This is a genomic window from Micromonospora sp. DT31, from assembly GCF_049841795.1.
Taxonomy (GTDB): Bacteria; Actinomycetota; Actinomycetes; order Mycobacteriales; family Micromonosporaceae; genus Micromonospora.
This window is the reverse complement of sequence record NZ_JBNCKZ010000001.1, coordinates 111,170-131,696: the sequence shown is the minus strand read 5'-3', so window position 1 is coordinate 131,696 and position 20,527 is coordinate 111,170. Positions and strand designations below refer to the sequence as shown.

The following is a 20,527-nucleotide window of genomic DNA, read 5'->3' as shown; positions in this document are numbered from 1 at the left end:
ACGAACTGCGAAGCATCGCTTCAGAGGCGGGTTCCGGAAGTCGCACCGGAGTCCCGCGGCCGGCCGGGCCACGATACCGCGGATGATCACCGGACCGCCCGCGCTTTTCCGGGCACCGTGGTGGCGCCGCGCCCGGGGACACACCCCCTAGGTCGTCCTAGGATACTGGTTCGGGGCTCGTGGGCTTCGCGACGCGTCGACGCCGGTCACGGGCAGGGTTGTCCCCCGCAGACATCGATCACCTTGCCGGTGAGCAGGAACACCGCCTTCTGCCGCTGCGCGCCGGCCTGCGCGCGCGGGAACTCGTGCGAATCCTGGCCGTACTCCGGCCCCACCGGGGCCAGGTTCGTCGACGGTGGCGCGTACGCCGCCCCGCTGTTCCACACCACCATCGCCGACCCGGCGTACGGGTAACTGCGGATCGGCGCGATGCCCCAGAACGGCCGCACGTCCGGGGACCAGCCGGCGGCGAGCGCCGGCGTGTGCAGACGGGCCCCGATGGTGCGCGCCTGCACCTCCGCCGCGACGGTCGACACCTGTTGGTCGGCGAACGCCACGTGCATCAGCACCCGGTGTGCCGGGGTGCGCGGCAGTGGGCGGTCGGTCATGTGCTGGGCGTACCCGTTGGCCTCGGACCGGTCCCACAACATCTGCAGCAGCGCGAGGATGAGCTGCTGGTCGACCCGGTCCGGGTAGCTGCCGTCCATCACCGCCTGGAACGGGGCGAAGTCCCGGCTTCGTTGCAGCAGCGTCGAGTAGTTCATCGCGGGCACGCCGAGCACCGACCGGGTCCAGTCCTGGGCGATGGCGGTCAGCGCGCCGCCGTTGATGCCGCCCTGGCTGTTGCCGTCGTAGTGCAGGCCGCCGGCCACGTCGACAAGTGGTCGCGCGGCGGCGTCCCGGAAGGCCGGGTGGGCGGCGAACCCGTCGCGGTGGATCATCGCCCGGCCCAGGAAGAGGAAGTTCAGGAAACTCTGCTGGAGCCGGTCGGCCACCGCCGGGAACGCGCTGAGGTCGGTGAAGGCACCGGCCACGAACGGCACGTCGGCGGCGGCCATGCCGATCCAACTTGTCGCGCAGAACGTGAAGTCGTACGTGTGCGACATCGTCTTGACGTTGCCGGCGTTGATCTCGGTCGGCCGGCCGAGCAGGCCGTGGCCGTAGAGCGACAGGTGCGCCGGCTTCGCGGCGGAGGCGCTGCGCGGGATGTTGCAGACGAAATCCGCCGCCACCGTCGCGCCCGACGGGGTGGGCAGGGCGTTCGGCGTCGGCGGGGTTCCGTCGCCGCCGGCCGGCCCGTAGTGCAGCCGCGAGCCGGGCCCGCCCCCGCCGGTGAGATAGGACGGCACGGTGACGCTGCCGGTCACCTGCCGGGCGATCAACGGGTCCTGCTCCGGCCGGTAGTCGGTCACCTGGCTGACGGTGAACGACGGCGCGGCCCGGCCGAGCGAGGCGAACGCGCCGTCCCGGATCGCCAGCATCCGCCCGGTCAGCCCGTGCCGGCTGGCCACGGTGAAGTCCCACGCCAGGTAGAGGCTGTGCCGCTTGACTCCGGCCCGGCTCAGGTCGGCGAGGATCCGCTTCATCTGCGGTGCGCGCCGGTCCCGGCGGTCGAGCCCGGCGCCGGTGACGTACTTCCGGAACGCCCTCGGGGCCCCGATCACCGCGCCGTCGCCGTCGCGCATGCCCCGCAGGCCGACGACGTACCGGGTGCCCTCGGTCAGCGCCACCGCCGGCCGGACGATCAGGACCTGCCGGTCCGGCCGGCCGGCCGCGTGCGCGTCCAACTCGGCCCAGTACGGGGTGCGCCGGCCGGTGCGGGCGTCGAGCAGCACGATCGGCGCGTCCGGTGCCAGGGAGCGGCCGACGTCGGTGACCGGCGCGATCCGCGTCCGCGCGGCGTCCAGCCCGGGCACCCGCACCAGGATCGGCGAGCCAGGGCTGAACCCGTCCTGCCGGTTCCACTCCGTCGGGTCGATCGGGGTGCCGAGCGTGTTGGCGGGCATCGCCGAGGCCGCGAGCCGCACCCGCTTGCCGGTGGCGCTGGTCCGGTCCGGCACGGTGAAGTAGTCGTTCGGGAACGGCAGCAGGCAGGCCGCCGGGTCGATCGGGTCGCAGGAGCCGGGTCCGGCCGGCGCGGGAACGGCTGGCGGCGCGGCGGTGGCGCCCGCGCCGAGCAACACGGCGGCGGTGGTCGCCAGCACGGACACGGCGAGGCGGAGCCGTCTGGGTGTGCGCACGCACGTCTCCTTCGACATCGGACGGTAGGTCGACACGGGGGGGGTCGACGGCGGGGGTGGCGTGGTGTCCTTCCTACGCGGACCCACCCGCCGGGGCAAGGGGCCACGGCCGCGCGCACGGCGACCCGCGCCCCGAACGCACCGGCACTGCCGGATCAACGACGAAGAAACCCCAGGTCAGTGACCCTTGTTTACGGTGGGTAGGGAAGCATCCCCGTCACCGGAGGACGGTCATGACGACTCCCGCTCCCCCGTCGCCGCCGCAACTCCAGGTCGCCCTCGGCAGCACCGCAGATCCCGGCTCGGTGCACGCCATCGCCGACACCGGCTCGGCGCTGCTCGTCACCCACTACCCGGCGTCCGGCGCGGGTCGGCTGCACGTGCTCGACCCGCGTACCCTCGCCCCGGTCCGCCCGTCCCTGCCGGTCGGCCACGAGCCGCGCGCGGTGGCCTGGCACCCCGGCCGGGGGCAGGCGTACGTGATGAACCGGGGCGTGCAGAGCTACAGCGTCTCCCGGTGCGACCTGGCCACCGGGACGGTCACCGACATCCCGATCGGCTTCGGATTGATCGCGATCGCCGTGGACCCGACCGCCGACCTGCTGTACATCGCCGACTGGGCGCACAAGCGGCTGCACCTGATCGAGCTGGCGGACCCGACGCGGCGACGCGTGGTGCCGCTGCCGTCGGCGCCGATCCGGCTCGCGGTGGCCGCCGACGGCACCGTCTACGCGACGCTGTACGTCAAGGGCCTCGTGCCGGCCGACGACGCGCTGGCCGTGCTGCGCCCCGACGGGACGCTGACCGTGTCGCCGATCGGGCCCGCGCACCTGCAACCGGGCGCCGTGGCCGTCGCCCACGACGCAATGATCTACGTGGGAGCCCTCGGCGGCGGGACGGTGCACCCACTGGCCGGCGTGCACCACCCGGACACCGGTGAACGGCTCGGCTCCGTGCGTACCGCCGCCGGCGTCCGCGATCTGGCGGCCGTCCCCGGGCTGTCCCGCGCCTGGGCGGCGACCGACAAGGGCGTGCAGCTCGTCGACGCCGTCAACCCGTACGCGCCGCGCACGCTGGACCCGATCACCACCGGGCACGCCCCGTACGCGGTCGCGGTCACCGCCGACGGGACGGCGTACGTGGGCGACGCGGTGGACGGCACCGTGTCACTGATCCGGCCGGACGTCGCGGCCCTGCCACTGGACGCCGTGGCGACACTGCTCAGCGAGGCGGGCTTCGCCCCCACGGCCGGGCTGGGCGCGGCGATCCGCGCCTACCAGACGTTCCACGAGCTGCCGGTGACCGGCCGGCCGGACGCCGTCACCGCCGCCCACCTGACCGCGCCCGGCTGCGGCAACCCGGACCGGACGACCGCTACGGGTTTCGTCCTGGAGGGGCACCACTTCCGGCACACGAACCTGACCTACCACCTCGGTGACATGTCCATGCCGCGCGCCCGCGACGACTTCACCGACGAACTGAAGCACGAACTGATCAAGGTGTCGTTCGAGCAGTGGCGCGCGGTGCTGGGCGAGAACTGGAACGGGCCGTTCGAGTTCACCCGGGTCCTCGACCCGGCCGAGGCGGACATCGTCTTCTCCGTCGGCGACGACCCGGTCTTCCACGACACCGGCTGGTTCCGCACCGTGTACGCGGTGACCAAGTGGGGCGCCGCTCCCGGCTGGCCGAGCGAGGGCGGGCAACTGCCTGTCGTCTTCAACCGCAGGATCGGTTGGGACGCGCACGGCTACTTCGACGTCGACCAGTACGGGCCGGACTTCCGGCACGTCGCCACGCACGAGATCGGCCACGCGTTCGGGCTCCACCACGGCAAGAGCGGCAACGTGATGCACCGCAACGCGAGCTGGTACCGGGTGCCCAAGTCCGACGACCGCAACGGCCTGTTCGCCGTGTACGGGCGGCTGCCGTTCACCGACGGCGTCGGCCTACGGGTGCTTCCCGGTGTCGACCATGTCGCCTACTCCGACTGCGAGCGGCACCTCGTGGTGCACCATCCCGAGGGCGACGGGTGGACGTGGACCCGCCTCACCCGGGAGGTGGGCGCACCCCGGATGAGCCGCGGCAGCGCCCCGTCGGCGTTCTTCGCCCACGACGGTGTCCCGTCCTACGTGTACGCGGGCGACGGCGGCCGTGTCCACCAGATCTGGTACGACCAGGGCCGGTGGTGGTGGGCCGACCTGACCACGGACAGCGGTGGCCCGCCCGCCGTGCGGTACGGCCCGCACGCCTACCGCAACGGCGACACCCAGCGGATCGTGTACAGCGCCACGGACGGCCGGACGGTGCGGCTGTCCCAGGCCGCCGGGCAGGGCTGGGTCTGGCAGGACGTGTCGGTCGAGGGCGCGGCCGTGGCCGACGGCACCCCCTTCGGGTACGTCGACGGCGTGACCGGCCTGGACGTGATCGTCTACCGGGACGCCGAGGAGCACCTGCGGATGCTGTGGGAGGGCCCGCAGGGTTGGGAGCAGATCTCCCTCACCTGGGCCACCCAGGCGGAGAACCCGCTGCCGTTGACCATGATGCCGGTGTGGGGCGAGCACCGGGCCGGCGAGCGGCACCGGGTGTTCGGTCTCGACCACCGGCAGGACATCCGAATGTACGCGGTGGGTGACGACGGCGCCTGGCACACCCGCTCGTTGACCGCGGAACTCGGCCTGCCGGAGTGCAGTGCGTCGGCCGTGCACCGGCTGCCGGGCGCGGACGGTGCCGCCGACACCTGGCTGCTCGTCTTCGCCGACTTCGCCGGCGGGCTGTGGCAACTCACCGGGGACGGTGACACCTGGCAGGCCGAGCAGGTGCAGATCGACGGCATGCCGCCGGTGGGCCGTAGCCTGCTGTCGGTGTGGCTGGGTGATGACCGGCTACACCTCACCTACACGGCGGCGAACGGCAACATCCAGTTGCTGTCGCGCGCCCTCGGTGACGACAACTGGCAGCGGACCAACCTGACCCGGGTGTCCGACGTGGTGTGACGGGCGGCCCGGTGCCCCTCAGGCCCCCCGGCGGCGTCAGCCGGCCGCCGGCTCGGCGGGCCGCCGGGGCGCGACGAGACGGGGCGGCCAGTTCCTGACCCGCGCCGGGTCGGCCCGGTGCAGGGCGGACAGCCGCTCCCCCACCGACAGTGCCCGCGACAGGCCACCGCGCACCTCGTAGCCGGCGGTGACGAACTTGGACACGTAGTGGATGCCGACACTGATCAGGACCAGGCCGAAGACGTACGCGTCGCGGTCGTGCAGGAAGCCGGCCTGCAGACCGACCGCGATGACGCAGATGACCGCCGCGTACAGCAGCATGGTCCACCACCACTGTTCGAAGCCCCGGGCCACGCCGCTGCTGGCCGGCGGCACGGTCGACAGGCCGCTGGTCGCCCCGGCGCGCAGGATCCGCCGGCTGAGCAGCAGGAGCAGGAGGTTGGTCACCGAGACGGCCACTGCCCCGGCGGCGCACCCCCACGCCCAGAGGGCGGGTTTCCAGAACACCGACAGCAGCACGGTCGGCAACGCGACGACGCACATGGCGCGGACGGCGACCTCCGTCACGCGGGCCAGGGCGCCGGGGATGTGTCGTGCGGTGAGCCGGGCCAGCACGCTCTGGTAGTACTTCGCCCCGACCAGCGCCTGGCAGAACCCGATGATCACGGCCGCCCGCAGGTCTCCCGGGGGGAGCGGCTTGTTCGAGAAGGTCAACACGTCGTCGACCTTCCACAGGGCGGTCTTGGCGCAGATGAACCACCAGCAGGCGGTGGCGACCAACGCGAACCCCATCAGGTACGTGTCGTGGGTGACGTTGGCCGCCCGGGCCACCCTGAGCTGCCGGTACTGGGTCCTGACCTCCCGGGAGGCGGGTGCGAGCCGCGCGGCCCAACGTCGCAACGCCGACCGGCTCGCCTCCGACTCCTGCGCGGCCAGGTCGAAGGTGACCGTCATCATCCGGCGCAGGTCGTCGAACCGGAACGGCCGGTCCGGCAGGAGCAGCAGCCGGTCCTTCGGCTGCTCCTCGATGAAGTCGTCGAGCATCCGGGCGATGGTGGGACTGACCGCGTAGACCCGGTCCGGCACCCGCCCGTCGCGGGCGGGGCTGCCGACCATCACCTGGATGAGGATGATCCCCAACGAGTAGACGTCGGCCACCTCGGACTGGCCGCGGTTCTTCACCTCGGGCGCGATGTAGACGGCGTCGTCGTGCTCGGCGATGCCGACCTGGCGGCTGTAGAGGTGGTTGACGCCGAGATCGATGAAGTGGATCCGGCCGTCGGACAGGATGATGTTCCCGGGTGACAGGTCGAGGTGCTGCCGTTCCCGGTGGTTCACGTCGACCGGCTCCGAGCGCGCCAGCCGGTGCAACGCCTCGGTGAGCAGCAGCCCGATCTGGCGGGCCTTGGCCACCCGCTCGCCCGGGGACGGCTCGGAACTCTCGAAATCGATCAGGTGGTCGCCGAGCGTCTCGCCCTCCTGGTAGGGCATGAGCACCCACTGGTCGGTCGACGCGAGGGGATGCACGACCACGTTCGGCGTGTTGGCCGCGCCGTAGCGGACCGCGTACTCGTCGGTGGCCTGGGCCACCGAGGTCAGCTTGCTCCACGGGAACAGCACGCACTTGAGCACCAGCGCGGGATGCAGGCCGGACTCGTCGACCGGTTCGCGGGTGGTGGCCCGGAGGATGAAGGAGGTGGTTCCCGCCCGGTGGTATTCGAGGGACCCGAAGTCGATGTCGCGCCACCGGCGCAGGTCGATCTCGGAGATCGGCCGGCTCACGCCGGGACGCCCGCCCGGCCGGTAGAGGGCTCGGACCGCCGCGGACACCGGCGTGGTCCGGAACAGCTCCCGGCAGTAGTCGTCGGAGGCATCCTGCTTGACCCGCTCGGGTGGCTCGAAGCGTCGGTCCAGGAGGGTGACGTTGAGGCAGAGGAACGCCAGCAGGGCCACCACCGGCGGATCGTGCGGATCCGGGGCCTGCCTCAACCGGGCCGACGCCGCCTGACAGCCGGCCAGGAAGGTGCCCACCCCGTGCGTGGACTCGTGGTCGGCGACGGTGTCCATCAGATCGGCGAGGAGCTGGTGCATCGCGACCAGCCGGGTCTCCGCTGGCGAGCCCAGCAGCCGATCGGTGTCGTCCGCGCTGTTGCGGCCCTGGATCTCGGCGAGCAGAAGCTGCCGTACCGCGAGGTCCGCCTCGCCGGCCGGCGCGACACCCCGTACGTCGTCCGCCACATCGCCAACCATAGGCGTTCGTCAACGGGTCGTGGGGGTCCCGCACGGCGACTGTCGCCCACCGGCCGTGACGGGGCGCTGGCGCAAACCACCTTGCGCTCGCGCCACGGCGTCGGCCACAGTGGTTTCATGATCTCCTACCGGAAGGGCGGCGACGCCCAGGCGCGTTGAGCGCCCCCGTGCGGCGCGACGACGCCGCCGAAACCCCGCCGGCCGTTCGCAGCGGCGACCCGTACGTCCGGTGGCAGCAGGCCGACCGGATCCGCCAGGAATGGCTCGAGCAGGCCCTGTCCACCCAGCCGGCCGACAGGTCGACCGCCGAGCGGTGCCTGACCGCTCTCTACGCCCGGGCGTCCCGACCACGACCGCGGTTCGAGTGGGTCGACTCGCCGGCCGAGGCGCGCCCCCTCGTCAGTGGCTGGCCCACCCTCGACGGCCTCCACGAGTGGGTCCGGGATCCCCGGCAGCGGGAGGCGCCACCACTGGCGAGCGACATCGCCATGGTCGTCTCCCGGTTGCGCGGCGCGCTGAGCGCCGGCGCCACTCACTCCGACCCCGAGCTGTCGCCCGCGCGCGCCCGCAAGACCAAGGAACCGTGGCCGGAGCTGGCGCCGTCGCGGGCACTCGACAGCGGCGTACCGCTCGCCGTCGTGCTGCACCAGGGCGTGCGGACGGCACTGCACCGCAGCCTCGCGCACGGGTACTACCTGCCCGTGCGTGCGGCGCTCGCGGTCGACGGCCCGGTGCCGGTGTGCTGGTACGGGCAGCAGGACGCGTCGTGGATCGCCTACTACGACGTGCTGCGTCGACTCGGCCTCGCCAGATACGCCACCGACGAGGCCGGACACCTCGACACCTGGGCCGACCTGGCCCGGTCCTGCGGCTGGTGGTGGCCAGGCGAGGACGTCTGCGTCGTGGTGGAACGACCCCTGTCGATCCGGACCGAGCCGGTCCGCGGAACACCGCACGACCAGATCCGACTGACCACCGACGGCGTGCGCTACCGCGACGGCTGGCAACCGCTGCTGAGCAGGTGACCTGAGCCGACAGCCGGCCGGGACGGGCAGTCGCCGGTCCCGGCCGGCCCGTTCGGCGCCCGACCCGCCTCGACCGTCAGGGTCGCCAGCAGCCCCGGATGGTCGGTCGTCCCGCGCATGTCCACCGACCGGTGGCAGCAGATCGTGCCGCCCGTGGCCAGGATCTGCTGCCGGGCGCCGTCGTCGACGCGGTGATAGCCCGTCGGCACGCACGAGCGCACGTCGGGCGTGCCCCCGGCGGCCAGGTTGAGGTCACCGCCGAGCACGGTCGGCCCGGCACCGGCCCGCCGCCGGATCGCCGGCACCACCGCGCCGAGCAGTTGCGCGCACTGGGCCAGCGCGACCTCGCCGCTGGTGTTCGCCAGGTGCGTGGTGCAGGCGTGCGGCCCGTCACCGGCCCGTACGCAGAGCCACACCCGCTCCTCCGGGTCGGCGCGGTCCTGCGCCGGATAGGTCCCCCGGTGCACGCTGGAGCGGGGGTTGTCCGCGTCGACGCGGGTCAGCAACCCGATCCCGTACGGCTGGCCGTTGTTGCACAGGGTGGGCGCGGTGGCGGGGCGGTCACCGGCGGCGTGGAACGCGGACACCACGGTGCCGCCGCGACGGGCCGCCCGCAACGCGCGCCCCAGCCGGTCCACGTCGTTGCGGCAGACCTCGTTGAGCATGACCAGGTCGGGCCGCTCGGCGGTGATCACCTCGGTGGCCCGGTCGACGGCCTGGCCGGTGTAGCAGCCGGCCCGGCCGCTGTTGCACAGGTTCATCTGGAGCACCCGCAGCGTCGCCGGGCCGGTGTCGCCGACCGTGGACGACCCGGCGGGCAGCCCGGCCACCAGGAGCAGGCACACGACGGCAAGCGCCCGGCGGACACGCCGGGCGGGGCGGGTGGTCGGCTGCGGGGACAGCGGGGCTCCGGCGGTACGGTCGGTGGCGGGGGCCCGGTGATCCTATCGCCGGCAGCGCCGGGCCGGTGCGGGCGCGTCACGTCGGCGGGACGTCGGGCATGAAGTAGCCGACGCCGCGCAGCGTCCGCAGGTAGCCGGCCCCGCCGGGCAGGGCGGACAGCCGCGAACGCAGGCGGTACACGGTGGATTTCACCGCGTCCCGGCCGCCGATGAGATCCGTCGTGCCCCAGACCGTGCGCAGCAGGTCCTGCCAGGACTGCGGCACGCCGCGCCGGTTCGCCAGGTGCACCAGGAGCTTGAGTTCGGTGAACGGCAGGTCGATCCGGCGGTCGTGCAGCGTGACGGTCTGCGCACCGGGGTCGATGACCAGGTCACCGACGCGGATGACGCTGTCGCTGCCGGGGCGCCGGCGGACCAGTGCCTGCGCCCGAAGGGCGACCTCGCGGGGGTGGAACGGCTTCGTGACGTAGTCGTCGGCGCCGTGTTCGAGGCCGCGGATGACGTCCTCGTGCTGGGTGAGCGCGGTCAGCATCATGATGGGCACCTGCGAGCGGGCCCGGATGCGCTCGCACAGCGTCAGCCCGTCCATGGTCGGCATCATGATGTCGAGGATGACCAGGTCGATCTGGTTGGTCCGGAGCAGGTGCAGCGCGGTCGCGCCGTCCTGGGCGGTGAGGACGTGGAAGTTCTGCGTCTGGAGGGCGAACTCGACGATCACCGCCATCTGCGGCTCGTCGTCGACGACGAGGGCGGTGGGCCGTGCCGGCGCGGTCACGACCGGCCCGGCAGGGTCAGCAGGAACGTCGTGCCGCGCGCCGACGCGGTGTGCACCATGATCTCGCCTCCGTGTAGCTCCACTATCGTCTTGGTGATGACCAGGCCGAGGCCGGTGCCGTCGGCGAGCGGGCGCCCGGTGGCGAAGCGCCGGAACAGCCGTTCGCGCTCGTTGCGGGTCATTCCGGCGCCGTCGTCGGTGACGTACACGGCCACGCCGCTGTCCATGGTCATCACCCGTACGTTGATGCTGCCACCGGTGGTGGTGAACCGGCTCGCGTTGGACAGCAGATTGGTCAGGGCCTGGGTGAGCAGCAGCGGGTCCGCCGGGATCCAGGGCATCACCTGCGGGGTGTCAACGGTGATCCGCTGCTGTCGTTGCCCGGTGAGCGAACGCATGGCGGCGACCACGTCCCGGGCGACCACCCCGACGTCCACCCTCTCCAGTCGCGGGGTGAACAGGCCCGCCTCGATCTTCGCCTGCAGCAGCAGGCTCTCGCAGAGCCCGATGACCTGCGTCGACTGGTGCGCGGCCACCGTGAGGAACTTCTCCTGTGCCGGGGTGAGCGGCCCGGGGGTGCCTTCGAGCAGCAGATCCGTCGTGCCCTTGATCATGCTGAGCGGGGTACGCAGCTCGTGGCTGAGCGCGTTCACCTGGTCGGCCCGGCGCTGTGCCAGCCGTTCCAGCGCGGTCAGCTCGGCGCGCAACCGGGACGACCGCCGGTGCAGTGCCGCGACCGCGACGCCCGCGCCGACGGCGACCCCGGCCAGGACCGCCGCCACCAGCCACCAGTCGATCACAACCACCTCGTCCGCACGTCGCAGGCTCGTGCCGGCCACCGTACGGGGTCGGGGTCGAGGGCCGGCGCCCGGTTGGTGACAGGGGCGTCACCGACGCTCACGTGGATGTCACCGAGGCGCCGTCACATCGTCCTAACCTGACCGAAACATTGCTCTACCAGAGCCATGCACCTTGACGATGGAGGTTGATCTCGTGACCACGAGATTCCCGGGCCGGCTGGCCGCGATCACCGCCGCACTCCTGGCCACCGGGTTGGCCGCTTCCGGCTGCGCCCGGGAGGACGCCGGCACCGACAACTCCGCCACCGACGGCGGTATCGTGCACGTCGCCTGCGGCGCCACCGAGGACTGGTGCGCGGCCACCACCAAGAAGTTCAGCGAGACCAGCGGCCTCAAGGCCGACTTCGTCCGGCTCTCCAGCGGCGAGGCACTCGCCCGGATCAAGGCCGGCAAGGGCAACGCCGAGTTCGACGTCTGGTACGGCGGCCCGGCCGACGGCTACTCGGCCGCCAGCGCCGAGAGCCTCCTGGAGCCGTACGTCTCTCCGAACGCCGCCGCGATCCCGGTGAAGTACAAGGACGCCACCGGCGCGTGGACCGGCGTATACGTCGGCGCGCTGGGCTTCTGCAGCAACCAGAAGGTGCTGGCGGAGCGCGGACTGTCGGTACCGCAGTCCTGGGCGGACCTGCACAACCCGAAGCTCGCCAAGGAGATCGGCATCGCGCACCCCTCCACCTCCGGCACCGCCTACACGGCACTCTGGACCCAGGTCCAGCTGGCCGGCGGCGACCAGGGCAAGGGGCTGGACTACATGCGCAAGCTGCATCCGAACGTGCTGCAGTACACCAAGTCCGGCGCCGCGCCCGCGCAGATGACCGCCCGCGGCGAGGTGGCCGTCGGCGTCATCTTCTCGCACGACTGCGTGGCCACCATCGAGGCCGGCTTCCCCGACCTGAAGGTGACCTTCCCCGCCGAGGGCTCCGGCTACGAGACCGGCGGCGTGGCACTGGTCAAGGGCGCCAAGAACCCGGTCAGCGGCAAGAAGTTCATCGACTGGGCGCTGACCACCGAGGCGCAGGAGATCGGCCCGACCGTCAAGGCGTACCAGTTCCCCACCCACCCGGACGCGAAGGTCTCCGACAAGGTGGTCAAGTTGGACAGCATCAAGCTCGTCGAGTACGACGCGGTGGCGGCCGGCGAGGCCAAGACCGCCCTGAACAAGCGGTTCGACGCCGAAGTCGCGCAGGCGCCGAAGTCATGACCGTGCTGCTGGCCGAGCCCGCGCCGGCCCCCACGCCGACACCGCCCACCAAGCGGCGGCGACGCAAGACCGACATGGGTGTCCGGGTGCTGATCGCCGTCAGCGTGCTGGTGGTGACGGTCGGCGCGGTCGTACCGCTGATCGCCGTGCTGGCGACGGCCTTCGCGCCGGACGCGCTGCCCCGCTACGCCGAGTTCTTCACCTCCGAGGTGGACCTGGGCATCCTGCGCAACACCCTGGTGCTCGGCGCGCTGGTCGGCGCCGGCGGCACCCTGCTGGGCTTCCTGTTCGCCTTCGTGCAGGCCCGGCTGGACGTGCCCGGCAAGAAGATCCTGCACCTGATCGCGATGCTGCCGGTGGTGAGCCCGCCGTTCGCCGTGGCGACGGCGACGGTGGTGCTGTACGGCCGCCGTGGCGTCATCAGTCACGGCCTCTTCGGGCTGGAGTACGACATCTACGGCCTGGACGGGCTCGTCTTCGTCCTGTCCCTGTCCCTGTTCCCGGTGGCCTACCTGGGCCTGCTCGGCATGCTGCGGGCGCTCGACCCGGCGCTGGAGGAGGCGGCCATGAACATGGGCGCCGGCCGTTGGCGGATCCTGCGCACGGTGATCCTGCCGCTGCTGGCGCCCGGGCTGGTCGCGCCGTTCCTGCTGCTGTTCGTCGAGGCGATCGCCGACCTGGCCAACCCGCTGGTCCTCGGTGGCGACTACACCGTGCTGGCCAGCCGGGCGTACCTGTCGGTCACCGGCGAGTACGACCTGACCAGCGCCTCGGTCTACTGCGTGATCCTGCTGGTGCCGTCGGTGGCGATGTACTTCGGCCAGCGGTGGTGGCTGAACCGCAAGGTGCGTACCACGATCACCGGACGCCCGTCGGGCAGCGTGCACCTGATCCGCGGCTGGAGCCGCTGGCCGGTGTACGCGCTGGCGCTCCTCGTCGCGGCCGTGATCGTCAGCATCTACGGCACGGTGCTCGTCGGCTCGGTGACCAAGGTGTTCGGTGTCGACAACTCGTTCACCCTGGACTACCTGCGGGAGGTGGTGAGCGGCCCCGGCGTGGAGGCGGTGCTGGACACCCTCACCTTCGCCGCGATCGCCACCCCGATCGCCGCGGCCATCGGGCTGGTCGTGGCGTGGCTGGTCGTGCGGCACCTGCGCCGCACGGCGTGGTTGCTGGACCTGGGTGGCACGCTGGGCGTCGCGGTGCCGGGCACCGTGCTCGGCATCGGCTTCGTGCTGGCGTACCGGCCGGACCGGTACGTCGGCGACTACGCGGTCTTCCCCAGTCTGGTGGGCGGCAGCGCGGTGGCCGCCGGCGCGGTCGCCATCGTGCTGGCGTACGTGGTCCGCAGCGTGCCGGCGGGTCAGCGCATCGCGGTCGGGGCACTGAGCCAACTGCACCCGCACATCGAGGAGGCGTCGACCGACCTGGGCGCGTCCCCGTTGCAGACGTTCCGCCGGGTGACGTTGCCGCTGATCCGGCCGGCGCTGCTCACCGGCCTGAGCTACAGCTTCGCTCGCAGCATGACCTCGGTGTCGACGATCGTGCTGCTGGTCACGCCGGAGACAAAGATCATTACCTCGCAGGTGCTGAGCGCCGCCAGCACGGGCCGCTACGGCGTGGCGTTCGCCTACTGCACCGTGCTCACCGCGATCGTGCTGGCCGGCTTCGGGCTGATCCGGCTCATCATCGGCGGCGGCGTCGCGCTGCAACGTACGGCCACCTCGGAAAGGCAGAAGAAATGAGCGTCACGTCCATCGGGGCCCCCACGGTCGAGCCGGGCAACGTCCCGCAGCCCGACCCCACCGCCGGCCGGCTGGAGCTGCAGGGCCTGACCAAGCGGTTCGACGGCCGTACCGGCACAGTGGTGGCCGTCGACCAGGTGAGTCTGGACGTCGCGCCGGGAGAGTTCATCACCCTGCTCGGGCCGTCCGGCTGTGGGAAGACCACGACCCTGCGGATGGTGGCCGGGTTCGAGGAGATCTCCGGCGGCGCCCTGCGGCTCGACGGCAAGGACATCGAGCGCGTGCCGGCCCAGCGGCGGCCGATGGCGATGGTGTTCCAGAGCTACGCGTTGTTCCCGCACCTGAATGTGGCGCAGAACATCGCGTACGGGCTCCGCCTGCAACGCAAGAAGAAGGAGGAGATCGCGACCGCGATGCGGATGGCCGTGACCAGCATGAACCTGGTCGGGCTGGAGGACCGCAGCCCGCACGAGCTCTCCGGCGGACAGCAGCAGCGGGTCGCCCTGGCCCGGGCGTTGGTGCTGCAACCCAAGGTGCTGCTCTTCGACGAGCCGCTGTCCAACCTGGACGCCAAGCTGCGCAACTCGATGCGGGCCGAAATCCGCCGGATCCAGAAGATGTTCGGCATCACCGCGCTCTACGTGACCCACGACCAGGACGAGGCGATGAGCATGTCCGACCGGATCGTGGTGATGAACAAGGGCCGGGTGGAGCAGGTGGCCACGCCGGGCGAGATCTATGCCCGGCCGGCCAGCGTGTTCGTGGCCGACTTCATCGGGCGGGCGAACTTCATCGAGGTCGTGCCCGAGCGCATCGAGGGCACCACGGCGACGGTGTCGGCGCTGGGCCGGCAGCTGACCGTCGAGGCGCATCCGACGGTCGCGGCGGGCGGCAGCGACGCGTACCTGATGGTGCGGCCCGAGACGATCCGGCTGGAGCCGGTGACCGACGGCGGTACCGGGCTCGGCGTGGTGCTGCGCTCGACCTTCCACGGGCCGAGCATCGACTACGAGGTGGAGACCACCGGCGGCACCGTCACGGTGACCGAGCAGGGCATCGACCCGCGCGACGCGGTGGCCGAGGGGGCCGCGGTCAACGTCACGATCGATCCGGAGCGCGCGTATCTGCTGACCCGGGACTGACCCGTCCACGGCGTACGTCCGGTGATCCCCGGGGGCGGGTCCGGGCTCGGACCCGCCCTCGGTCACCGGGGGCGTGCGGCAGCACTGCGGCAGGGCCCGGCGGGAGGTCCGTTACCAGCACGGACGGGGCGCGAGGCCCGACCGGGCACCGGACACGGCAGACGGACGATCACGGTCGTATGCTTGGCGCAACGTGATCAAGATTCGGTTTCAGCACTCGCCGAGGACCTGGCCGCCCGCCTGGAACCGGCGGTGCGGGCGTACGGTCGGGTGGTTCCGCTGTCCAGCGTCCTGGCCGACCTGCGGATTCTCGCGGACCAGGCCGATGGCGAGCCGGCGGAGGCCGCCGCGGGCGCCGCCGGTCCGGCGGCATCCGGCCCTGACGGCGGGGCGACGGCCCTGCCCGACGACGCCGTCAGCGGGGCGACGGCCCTGCCCGACGATCCGACGGTGTGGCGGCGCGCACCCCGACCGGCGGCGAAGAGCTGAGTCGCCGCCCGACCAGGGCCGCCGGAGCTCACCCGTGGCTTTCGCCGTCGCCGGCCGCGCCACCGGTGTCTCAGCACCAGGTGAGCGTCGAGTTGACGCGCGTGACGTTGCTGATCGTGTTGTTCGCTCCGCCGCAGGGACTCTGGGTGATGTTGGTGTTGGTGACGGTCAGGTTCTGGAAGCGGATGCCGGAGGAGATCGGGAACTCGGTCCGCGAGGCGATCCGCACCTCGCCGCCGCCGGTCACCGTCCCGGACACCCCGGCGATGGTGACGTTGTAGCAGTTCTCCACGAGGATCGAGTTGTTTCCGGTGTTCGAGATCGTCACCCGGTCGATGACCGCGCCGCCGGACTCCGAGACGCAGAAGATCCCCCGGCCGCCCCCGGACGCGATCACGGTGCCGACCCGGATGTTCGTCGGGTACGAGTTGCCCACCCGACCGTTGCGGTTGGCCATCCGGAACGCTGCGTAGCCGGTTCCGGCGCCGGCGCCCTGCGCGTCGACGGTGCCCACCGTGGCGTTGATCGTGTCGTTGAGCAGCAGGCCCGAGTAGCCGGTGTTGCGCGCGACGACCGTGCCGATCGTCAGCCCGTCCACGCCGTACGTCTCCACCCCGTGCGCGCCGGTGCCGGACACGTACACGTTGTCGATGCGCACGTTGCGCACCTTGACCGCCCGGTCGCCGCCGTGGTTGTCGATGCGCACCCCCAGGCCGCCGGAGAGCCGCATGTCGATCTGGCCGAGGGTCAGGTTGTTCACGTTGCGCATGAAGATCCCGTACAGCGGCGCCCCGGTGAGGGTCAGGTTCTGCACCTCGACGTCGGTGGTGCCCCGCGAGTAGACCGGCGCGTAGTCGCCCGAGCCCGAACCGGTCACGTTTATCGTGCCGCAGACCGCGAGCGTCGTGTACGACGGCAGCGACAACCGCGATCCCGCGCCCATCGTGCCGGAGCCCCGGACCACCACCCGCTGCCTGGCGGTCCGTCCCGCCGGAAGCGAGTTCACCGCGGCCTGCATCGCCGCGAGCATGTCCGCGCCCGAGTACACGGTCGACGCCCCGTTGCGGGCCGTCCAGGTGCCTCCGTTCTGCACGGCCTCGGCCTGGTACGAGCCACTGCCGCAACCGCTGCCCACCCGGACCATCTGCCACTGCTGGTTGGCGCCGTTGAGGTCGGTGTACTGACTGATGCGCGCCCCGTCCGCGGTCGACCGCTCCCAGACCTCGAGGGCCTTCCCGGAGTGCCGGTTGATCAGGCGGACGTAGCCGCCGTCCGAGTCGACCACCTGGAACTGCTGGTTGGCGGCGTTGAGGTCGGGCCACTGCCGGTACTCCGCGCCGTCCGCGACGTTCCACTCCCACAGGTCGACGACCTTGCCGCTGTGCCGGGCCCGCAGGCGGTAGTAGCCACTGCCGGAGGAGACGAACTGGAACTGCTGCCACTCGCCGTCGTTGCGGGGCCACTGCTGGAGGACCGCGCCGTCGTCGACGGAGGTGTCCCGGACGTCGAGGACCTTGCCGCTGTTGCGGTTGACCAGCACGTAGGAGGCGCCGGTGTCGATGGTGGCGGCCCGTGCCGACGGCGCGGCCACCACGACGGCGCCGGCCGCACCGACCAGCGCCGCCACCAGGGCCAGTACCAGGCCGGCACGCCGGCCCGGTGCGCGGGGGGACGACTTCTCTGCGGGGTTGGGCATCGTGGGACCTCCGAAGCGGTACGCCGGGTGGGCGAGGAGTTGACGAGGGGGCGCTACTCGAGGTGGAAGGTGGCGGCGACCCGGTCCGCGCTGGTGCCGACCGTTTCCAGTTGGAGCAGTCCGTCCCGGTGGCGCACGTACCGGCCGGGGTAGTTCTGCGATTCGAGGGAGAGCCCCGCGTCGGCGGCCAGCCCGGGGCGGCGCTGGAAGCTCGCGTCGCCGTCGAACAGGGTCGACCCGTCGTCGCGTTCGACGTAGAGGGCGAAGGCCCGGTGCCGCAGGAAGTAGCCGGGGAAGTTCGTCGACTCCAGGGAGACCGATCCGGCTCCGGCGAGCCCCGGGACGATGCGGAACTGCGAGTCGGCGAGGTTCGTCACGTTCGGTTCGACCCGCGCCCGGTAGTCGTAGTGCCGGACGTAGCTGGTGTTCAGGTCGTGTGACCGCAACCGCACCGGCGTGGGGCCGTCGGGCACCGGGATGCCGAGGTTCGGGGTGCCGTCGGCGTTCCAGTACAGCTTCTGGATCCTGGTCCGCCGGTTCGGGTCGTCAAGCGGGTCACCGCTGATGTCCCGGTAGTTGCGGTCGTGGTAGACGAGGATGTCGCTCTGCCCGTCCTCGGAGACGGTGAAGGAGTTGTGCCCGGGGCCGTACTGGCCGGTGGCCGCGTTGCTGGCGAACACCGGGGTCGGGCTCTTGCGCCAGGCGGCGGCGTCGAGCAGATTCGCGCCGGCGGACGCGGTGAGCATGCCGAGGCAGTAGTTCGCGTCCGTGGCGCTCGCCGAGTAGGTGAGGAAGACCCGGCCGTTGCGCTGGATCACCGCCGGTCCCTCGGCGACCCGGTAGCCGCGGGTCTCCCAGTCGTACGTCGGGACCACCAGGCGGGTCACCTGGCCGCTGATCTGCCACGGGTTGGCGCCCATCCGGGCGAGGTAGACGTTGGAGTTGGTGGAGATGCCGGGTTCCTGCTGGGCCCAGGTCAGATATCGCACGCCGTTGACCTCGAACGTCGAGGCGTCCAGGCTGAACGTGTCCCACGGCGTGGTGATCCGGCCGCGTTCGGTCCACGAGCCGGCCAGCGGGTCGGGGTTGGCGTTCTCCAGGACGTACATCCGGATCCGCCACACGTCGTCGGTGCGCCCGGCGGCGAAGTAGACGTACCACCTGCCGTCTATGAAGTGGATCTCCGGGGCCCAGATGTGGGCGCCCATCTCGCCGCTGGTGTGCCGGCGCCAGATCGTCGTCTCCGTGGCGGTGGCCAGCCCGGCCAGGGTGGTGGCCCGCCGGAGCACGATCCGGTCGTACTGCGGCACCGTCGCGGTCATGTAGTAGTAGCCGTCGGCGTGCCTGACGATGTGCGGGTCGGCCCGCTGGTTGACAAGCGGATTGGTGTAGCTGACGGCGGGTGCGGCCTGCGCGGCGCCGGCCGCGACGAGACCGGCCGACACGGTGAGCAGGGCAAGCGCCGCGGCCAACAACGACCGCAGGGGCCGGCGGGCGGCGGAGTCCGCGACGGCCGGACCGGCGGCCCGGCGGTGGGCCGGGTGGCGAAGGTGCCTGTGCAACATGCGCCCTCCAGGTGGGCGAGATCGTCGTCCGTGTCGGTGGCGTGCGCCCACCCGGCGGGGTCAGTACACGTAGGGCCAGGCGGCGGCGTCGTAGCCGATGCGGTTGATGCCGAGCAGTGACGCCCCGTTGTCGGCGTAGTAGTGGTAGAACAGCAGGTCACCGTCGGTGTCGGCGAGGACCGCCTGGTGGCCGGGGCCGTGCACGCTGCCGTGCGAGGCCAGGATCTGGGTACCTCCCCCGGCGAGCATGTCCCGTCCGGCGCGGTCGACGAACGGTCCGGTCGGGTTCGCCGAGCGACCGACCATGACCCGGTAGGTGCTGGCGGCGCCCTGGCAGCAGCGGTCGAACGAGACGTACAGGTAGTACCACGGGCCGCGTCTGACGAGGACCGGCGCCTCGATGCCGGGGGCGTACGCGGCGAGACCGTGCATGGTGGTGCCGAGCCGGCGTCCGGTGGCCGGGTCGATCTGGATCATCTTGATGCCGGACCAGAAGGAGCCGAAGGTGAGCCACCAGCGGCCCTGGTCGTCGACGGTGAGGTTCGGGTCGATGGCGTTGAAGGTGTCCGAGGTCCGCGACTCGACGACAAGCCCCTCGTTGGTCCAGCTCCCGGACGTTCCGGTGGTGCTGGTGGCCAGGAAGATCGCCGAGCGGTTGGAGCCGAAGGTCGACGCCGAGTAGTAGAGGTGGTAGCGCCCGTTGCGGTACGACAGGTCCGGGGCCCACAGGTTGCGCGCACCACCGGTGTACGTGCTGGTCCACGGCGCGCCACCGGGGAAGACGACGCCCGCGTCGCGGTAGGTGATCCGGTCGGCGGAGGTCTTCAGCGCGATGTTGTCACCGGTGTGCGCGACGAGGTAGGTGCCGTCGGGTCGCCTGACCACGGTCGGGTCGTGCACGCCGACGTCACCGGCGACCCTGGCGGGCTGCGGGTAGGTCGCGGGTGGGGTGGGGCCGGGCGGGGTGGTCGGTGTGCCGCCGCCCAGGCGGATCAACTGCCACTGCTGGTTGGCGCCGTCCACGTCGGAGTAGGCGGCCAGCCGCGCACCGTCGGCCGTCGACCACTGCCACACGTCGACGGCCTTGCCCCACTGCCGGTTGACGAACCGCACGAACCCGCCCGCGGAGTCCTGCAACCGGAACTGCTGGGTGGCCGACGAGCGGTCCGTGGACTGCACCAGCCGGGTGCCGTCGCCCCCGGTCGGCAGTTCCAGCACCTTTCCACTGTGCCGCGACCGCACCGTGTAGAAGCCGCCACCGGAGTCCACGAACTGCCACTGCTGCACCGCGAGGTCGTTGCGCGTCCACTGATTGACAGGCGCGTTCTCCGCCGTCGACCAGTCGTACAGGTCCATGGCCTTGCCGCTGTGCCGGTTGACGAACACGTACGTCGCCGACGTGTCCACCGTCGCCGCCGACGCCTGCGGCACCCCGAGCACCACGCCCGCGCCGAGCAGCAGCGCCGTCACGCCCACGACCGCCGATGACCGCCCGCCCCGCGAGCGCGCCCGCTGATCCGTCCCTGTCATCGGTACCTCCGGGCGAACAATCATGGCAGCGGCGTTACGTCCGTGTTGCCAACCATGTTTTCGCTAACATAGACAAGTGTCAAGGTGTGGGTCGGGCAGGGTACCTTCGGTCCA

General features: G+C 71.8%; 14 protein-coding genes. 6 read left to right on the top strand and 8 right to left on the bottom strand.

Going from position 1 to position 20,527, the window contains the following annotated elements; translation table 11 throughout:
- Positions 1-206 precede the first annotated feature (206 nt).
- On the bottom strand, positions 207-2,240 hold the full coding sequence (locus tag ACLQ2X_RS00515; protein ID WP_425678880.1) for a hypothetical protein: 2,034 nt from the start codon (positions 2,238-2,240) through the stop codon (positions 207-209).
- Between the two features lie 233 nt (positions 2,241-2,473).
- On the opposite strand from ACLQ2X_RS00515, the gene ACLQ2X_RS00510 reads away from it, so the two are divergent.
- Positions 2,474-5,233, top strand: coding sequence for a matrixin family metalloprotease (locus ACLQ2X_RS00510; protein WP_425678879.1), 2,760 nt, complete (start codon positions 2,474-2,476; stop codon positions 5,231-5,233).
- A 36-nt stretch (positions 5,234-5,269) separates the two neighbouring features.
- Here the strand turns inward: ACLQ2X_RS00510 and ACLQ2X_RS00505 are convergent, their stop codons facing one another.
- Positions 5,270-7,471, bottom strand: coding sequence for a protein kinase domain-containing protein (locus tag ACLQ2X_RS00505; protein WP_425678878.1), 2,202 nt, complete (start codon positions 7,469-7,471; stop codon positions 5,270-5,272).
- A 179-nt stretch (positions 7,472-7,650) separates the two neighbouring features.
- Between ACLQ2X_RS00505 and ACLQ2X_RS00500 the strand changes: the two genes are divergently transcribed.
- A complete protein-coding gene (locus tag ACLQ2X_RS00500; protein WP_425678877.1) occupies positions 7,651-8,508 on the top strand; it encodes a DUF6745 domain-containing protein in 858 nt (285 codons plus the stop codon).
- Here the strand turns inward: ACLQ2X_RS00500 and ACLQ2X_RS00495 are convergent.
- From ACLQ2X_RS00495 to ACLQ2X_RS00485, 3 genes are all read right to left on the bottom strand, one after another.
- Positions 8,472-9,353, bottom strand: coding sequence for an endonuclease/exonuclease/phosphatase family protein (locus ACLQ2X_RS00495; RefSeq protein ID WP_425678876.1), 882 nt, complete (start codon positions 9,351-9,353; stop codon positions 8,472-8,474). The two genes, ACLQ2X_RS00500 and ACLQ2X_RS00495, sit on opposite strands and share 37 nt — an antisense overlap.
- Before the next feature lie 133 nt (positions 9,354-9,486).
- Complete coding sequence (locus ACLQ2X_RS00490) at positions 9,487-10,185, bottom strand: response regulator transcription factor (protein WP_425678875.1); 699 nt, start codon at positions 10,183-10,185, stop codon at positions 9,487-9,489.
- Entirely contained in the window at positions 10,182-10,991 is an 810-nt protein-coding gene (locus tag ACLQ2X_RS00485; protein ID WP_425678874.1) for a sensor histidine kinase, read from the bottom strand. The genes ACLQ2X_RS00490 and ACLQ2X_RS00485 overlap by 4 nt, the downstream gene beginning before the upstream one ends.
- Before the next feature lie 187 nt (positions 10,992-11,178).
- Here ACLQ2X_RS00485 and ACLQ2X_RS00480 point away from each other — a divergent pair, with 187 nt between their 5' ends.
- From ACLQ2X_RS00480 to ACLQ2X_RS00465, 4 genes are all read left to right on the top strand, one after another.
- Complete coding sequence (locus ACLQ2X_RS00480) at positions 11,179-12,246, top strand: ABC transporter substrate-binding protein (RefSeq protein WP_425678873.1); 1,068 nt, start codon at positions 11,179-11,181, stop codon at positions 12,244-12,246.
- On the top strand, positions 12,243-13,991 hold the full coding sequence (locus tag ACLQ2X_RS00475; protein WP_425678872.1) for an ABC transporter permease: 1,749 nt from the start codon (positions 12,243-12,245) through the stop codon (positions 13,989-13,991). Before ACLQ2X_RS00480 ends, ACLQ2X_RS00475 begins: the two co-directional genes overlap by 4 nt.
- The gene (locus ACLQ2X_RS00470; RefSeq protein ID WP_425678871.1) at positions 13,988-15,133 is read left to right on the top strand and encodes an ABC transporter ATP-binding protein; all 1,146 of its coding nucleotides are present in this window, start codon (positions 13,988-13,990) and stop codon (positions 15,131-15,133) included. The genes ACLQ2X_RS00475 and ACLQ2X_RS00470 overlap by 4 nt, the downstream gene beginning before the upstream one ends.
- A 183-nt stretch (positions 15,134-15,316) precedes the next feature.
- Positions 15,317-15,622 carry a hypothetical protein gene (locus ACLQ2X_RS00465; protein ID WP_425678870.1) on the top strand — a complete coding sequence of 102 codons (306 nt, stop codon included), beginning with the start codon at positions 15,317-15,319 and terminating at the stop codon, positions 15,620-15,622.
- A gap of 70 nt (positions 15,623-15,692) precedes the next feature.
- Here the strand turns inward: ACLQ2X_RS00465 and ACLQ2X_RS00460 are convergent, their stop codons facing one another.
- The 3 genes from ACLQ2X_RS00460 to ACLQ2X_RS00450 are packed head-to-tail and all read right to left on the bottom strand — an operon-like array spanning position 15,693 to position 20,413.
- Positions 15,693-17,318 carry an RICIN domain-containing protein gene (locus ACLQ2X_RS00460; protein WP_425678869.1) on the bottom strand — a complete coding sequence of 542 codons (1,626 nt, stop codon included), beginning with the start codon at positions 17,316-17,318 and terminating at the stop codon, positions 15,693-15,695.
- Positions 17,319-17,371: 53 nt separating this feature from the next.
- Positions 17,372-18,883 (bottom strand): family 43 glycosylhydrolase, encoded by a 1,512-nt coding sequence (locus ACLQ2X_RS00455; RefSeq protein ID WP_425678868.1) that lies wholly within the window; start codon positions 18,881-18,883, stop codon positions 17,372-17,374.
- A 60-nt stretch (positions 18,884-18,943) separates the two neighbouring features.
- Complete coding sequence (locus tag ACLQ2X_RS00450) at positions 18,944-20,413, bottom strand: family 43 glycosylhydrolase (protein WP_425678867.1); 1,470 nt, start codon at positions 20,411-20,413, stop codon at positions 18,944-18,946.
- Positions 20,414-20,527 lie beyond the last annotated feature (114 nt).

Excerpts from the sequence above, each read along its gene's own strand:
- ACLQ2X_RS00475 (WP_425678872.1), top strand. The coding sequence starts at position 12,243 with ATGACCGTGCTGCTGGCCGAGCCCGCGCCGGCCCCCACGCCGACACCG.
- ACLQ2X_RS00510 (WP_425678879.1), top strand. The coding sequence starts at position 2,474 with ATGACGACTCCCGCTCCCCCGTCGCCGCCGCAACTCCAGGTCGCCCTC.
- ACLQ2X_RS00460 (WP_425678869.1), bottom strand. The coding sequence starts at position 17,318 with ATGCCCAACCCCGCAGAGAAGTCGTCCCCCCGCGCACCGGGCCGGCGT.
- ACLQ2X_RS00450 (WP_425678867.1), bottom strand. The coding sequence starts at position 20,413 with ATGACAGGGACGGATCAGCGGGCGCGCTCGCGGGGCGGGCGGTCATCG.
- ACLQ2X_RS00455 (WP_425678868.1), bottom strand. The coding sequence starts at position 18,883 with ATGTTGCACAGGCACCTTCGCCACCCGGCCCACCGCCGGGCCGCCGGT.
- ACLQ2X_RS00470 (WP_425678871.1), top strand. The coding sequence starts at position 13,988 with ATGAGCGTCACGTCCATCGGGGCCCCCACGGTCGAGCCGGGCAACGTC.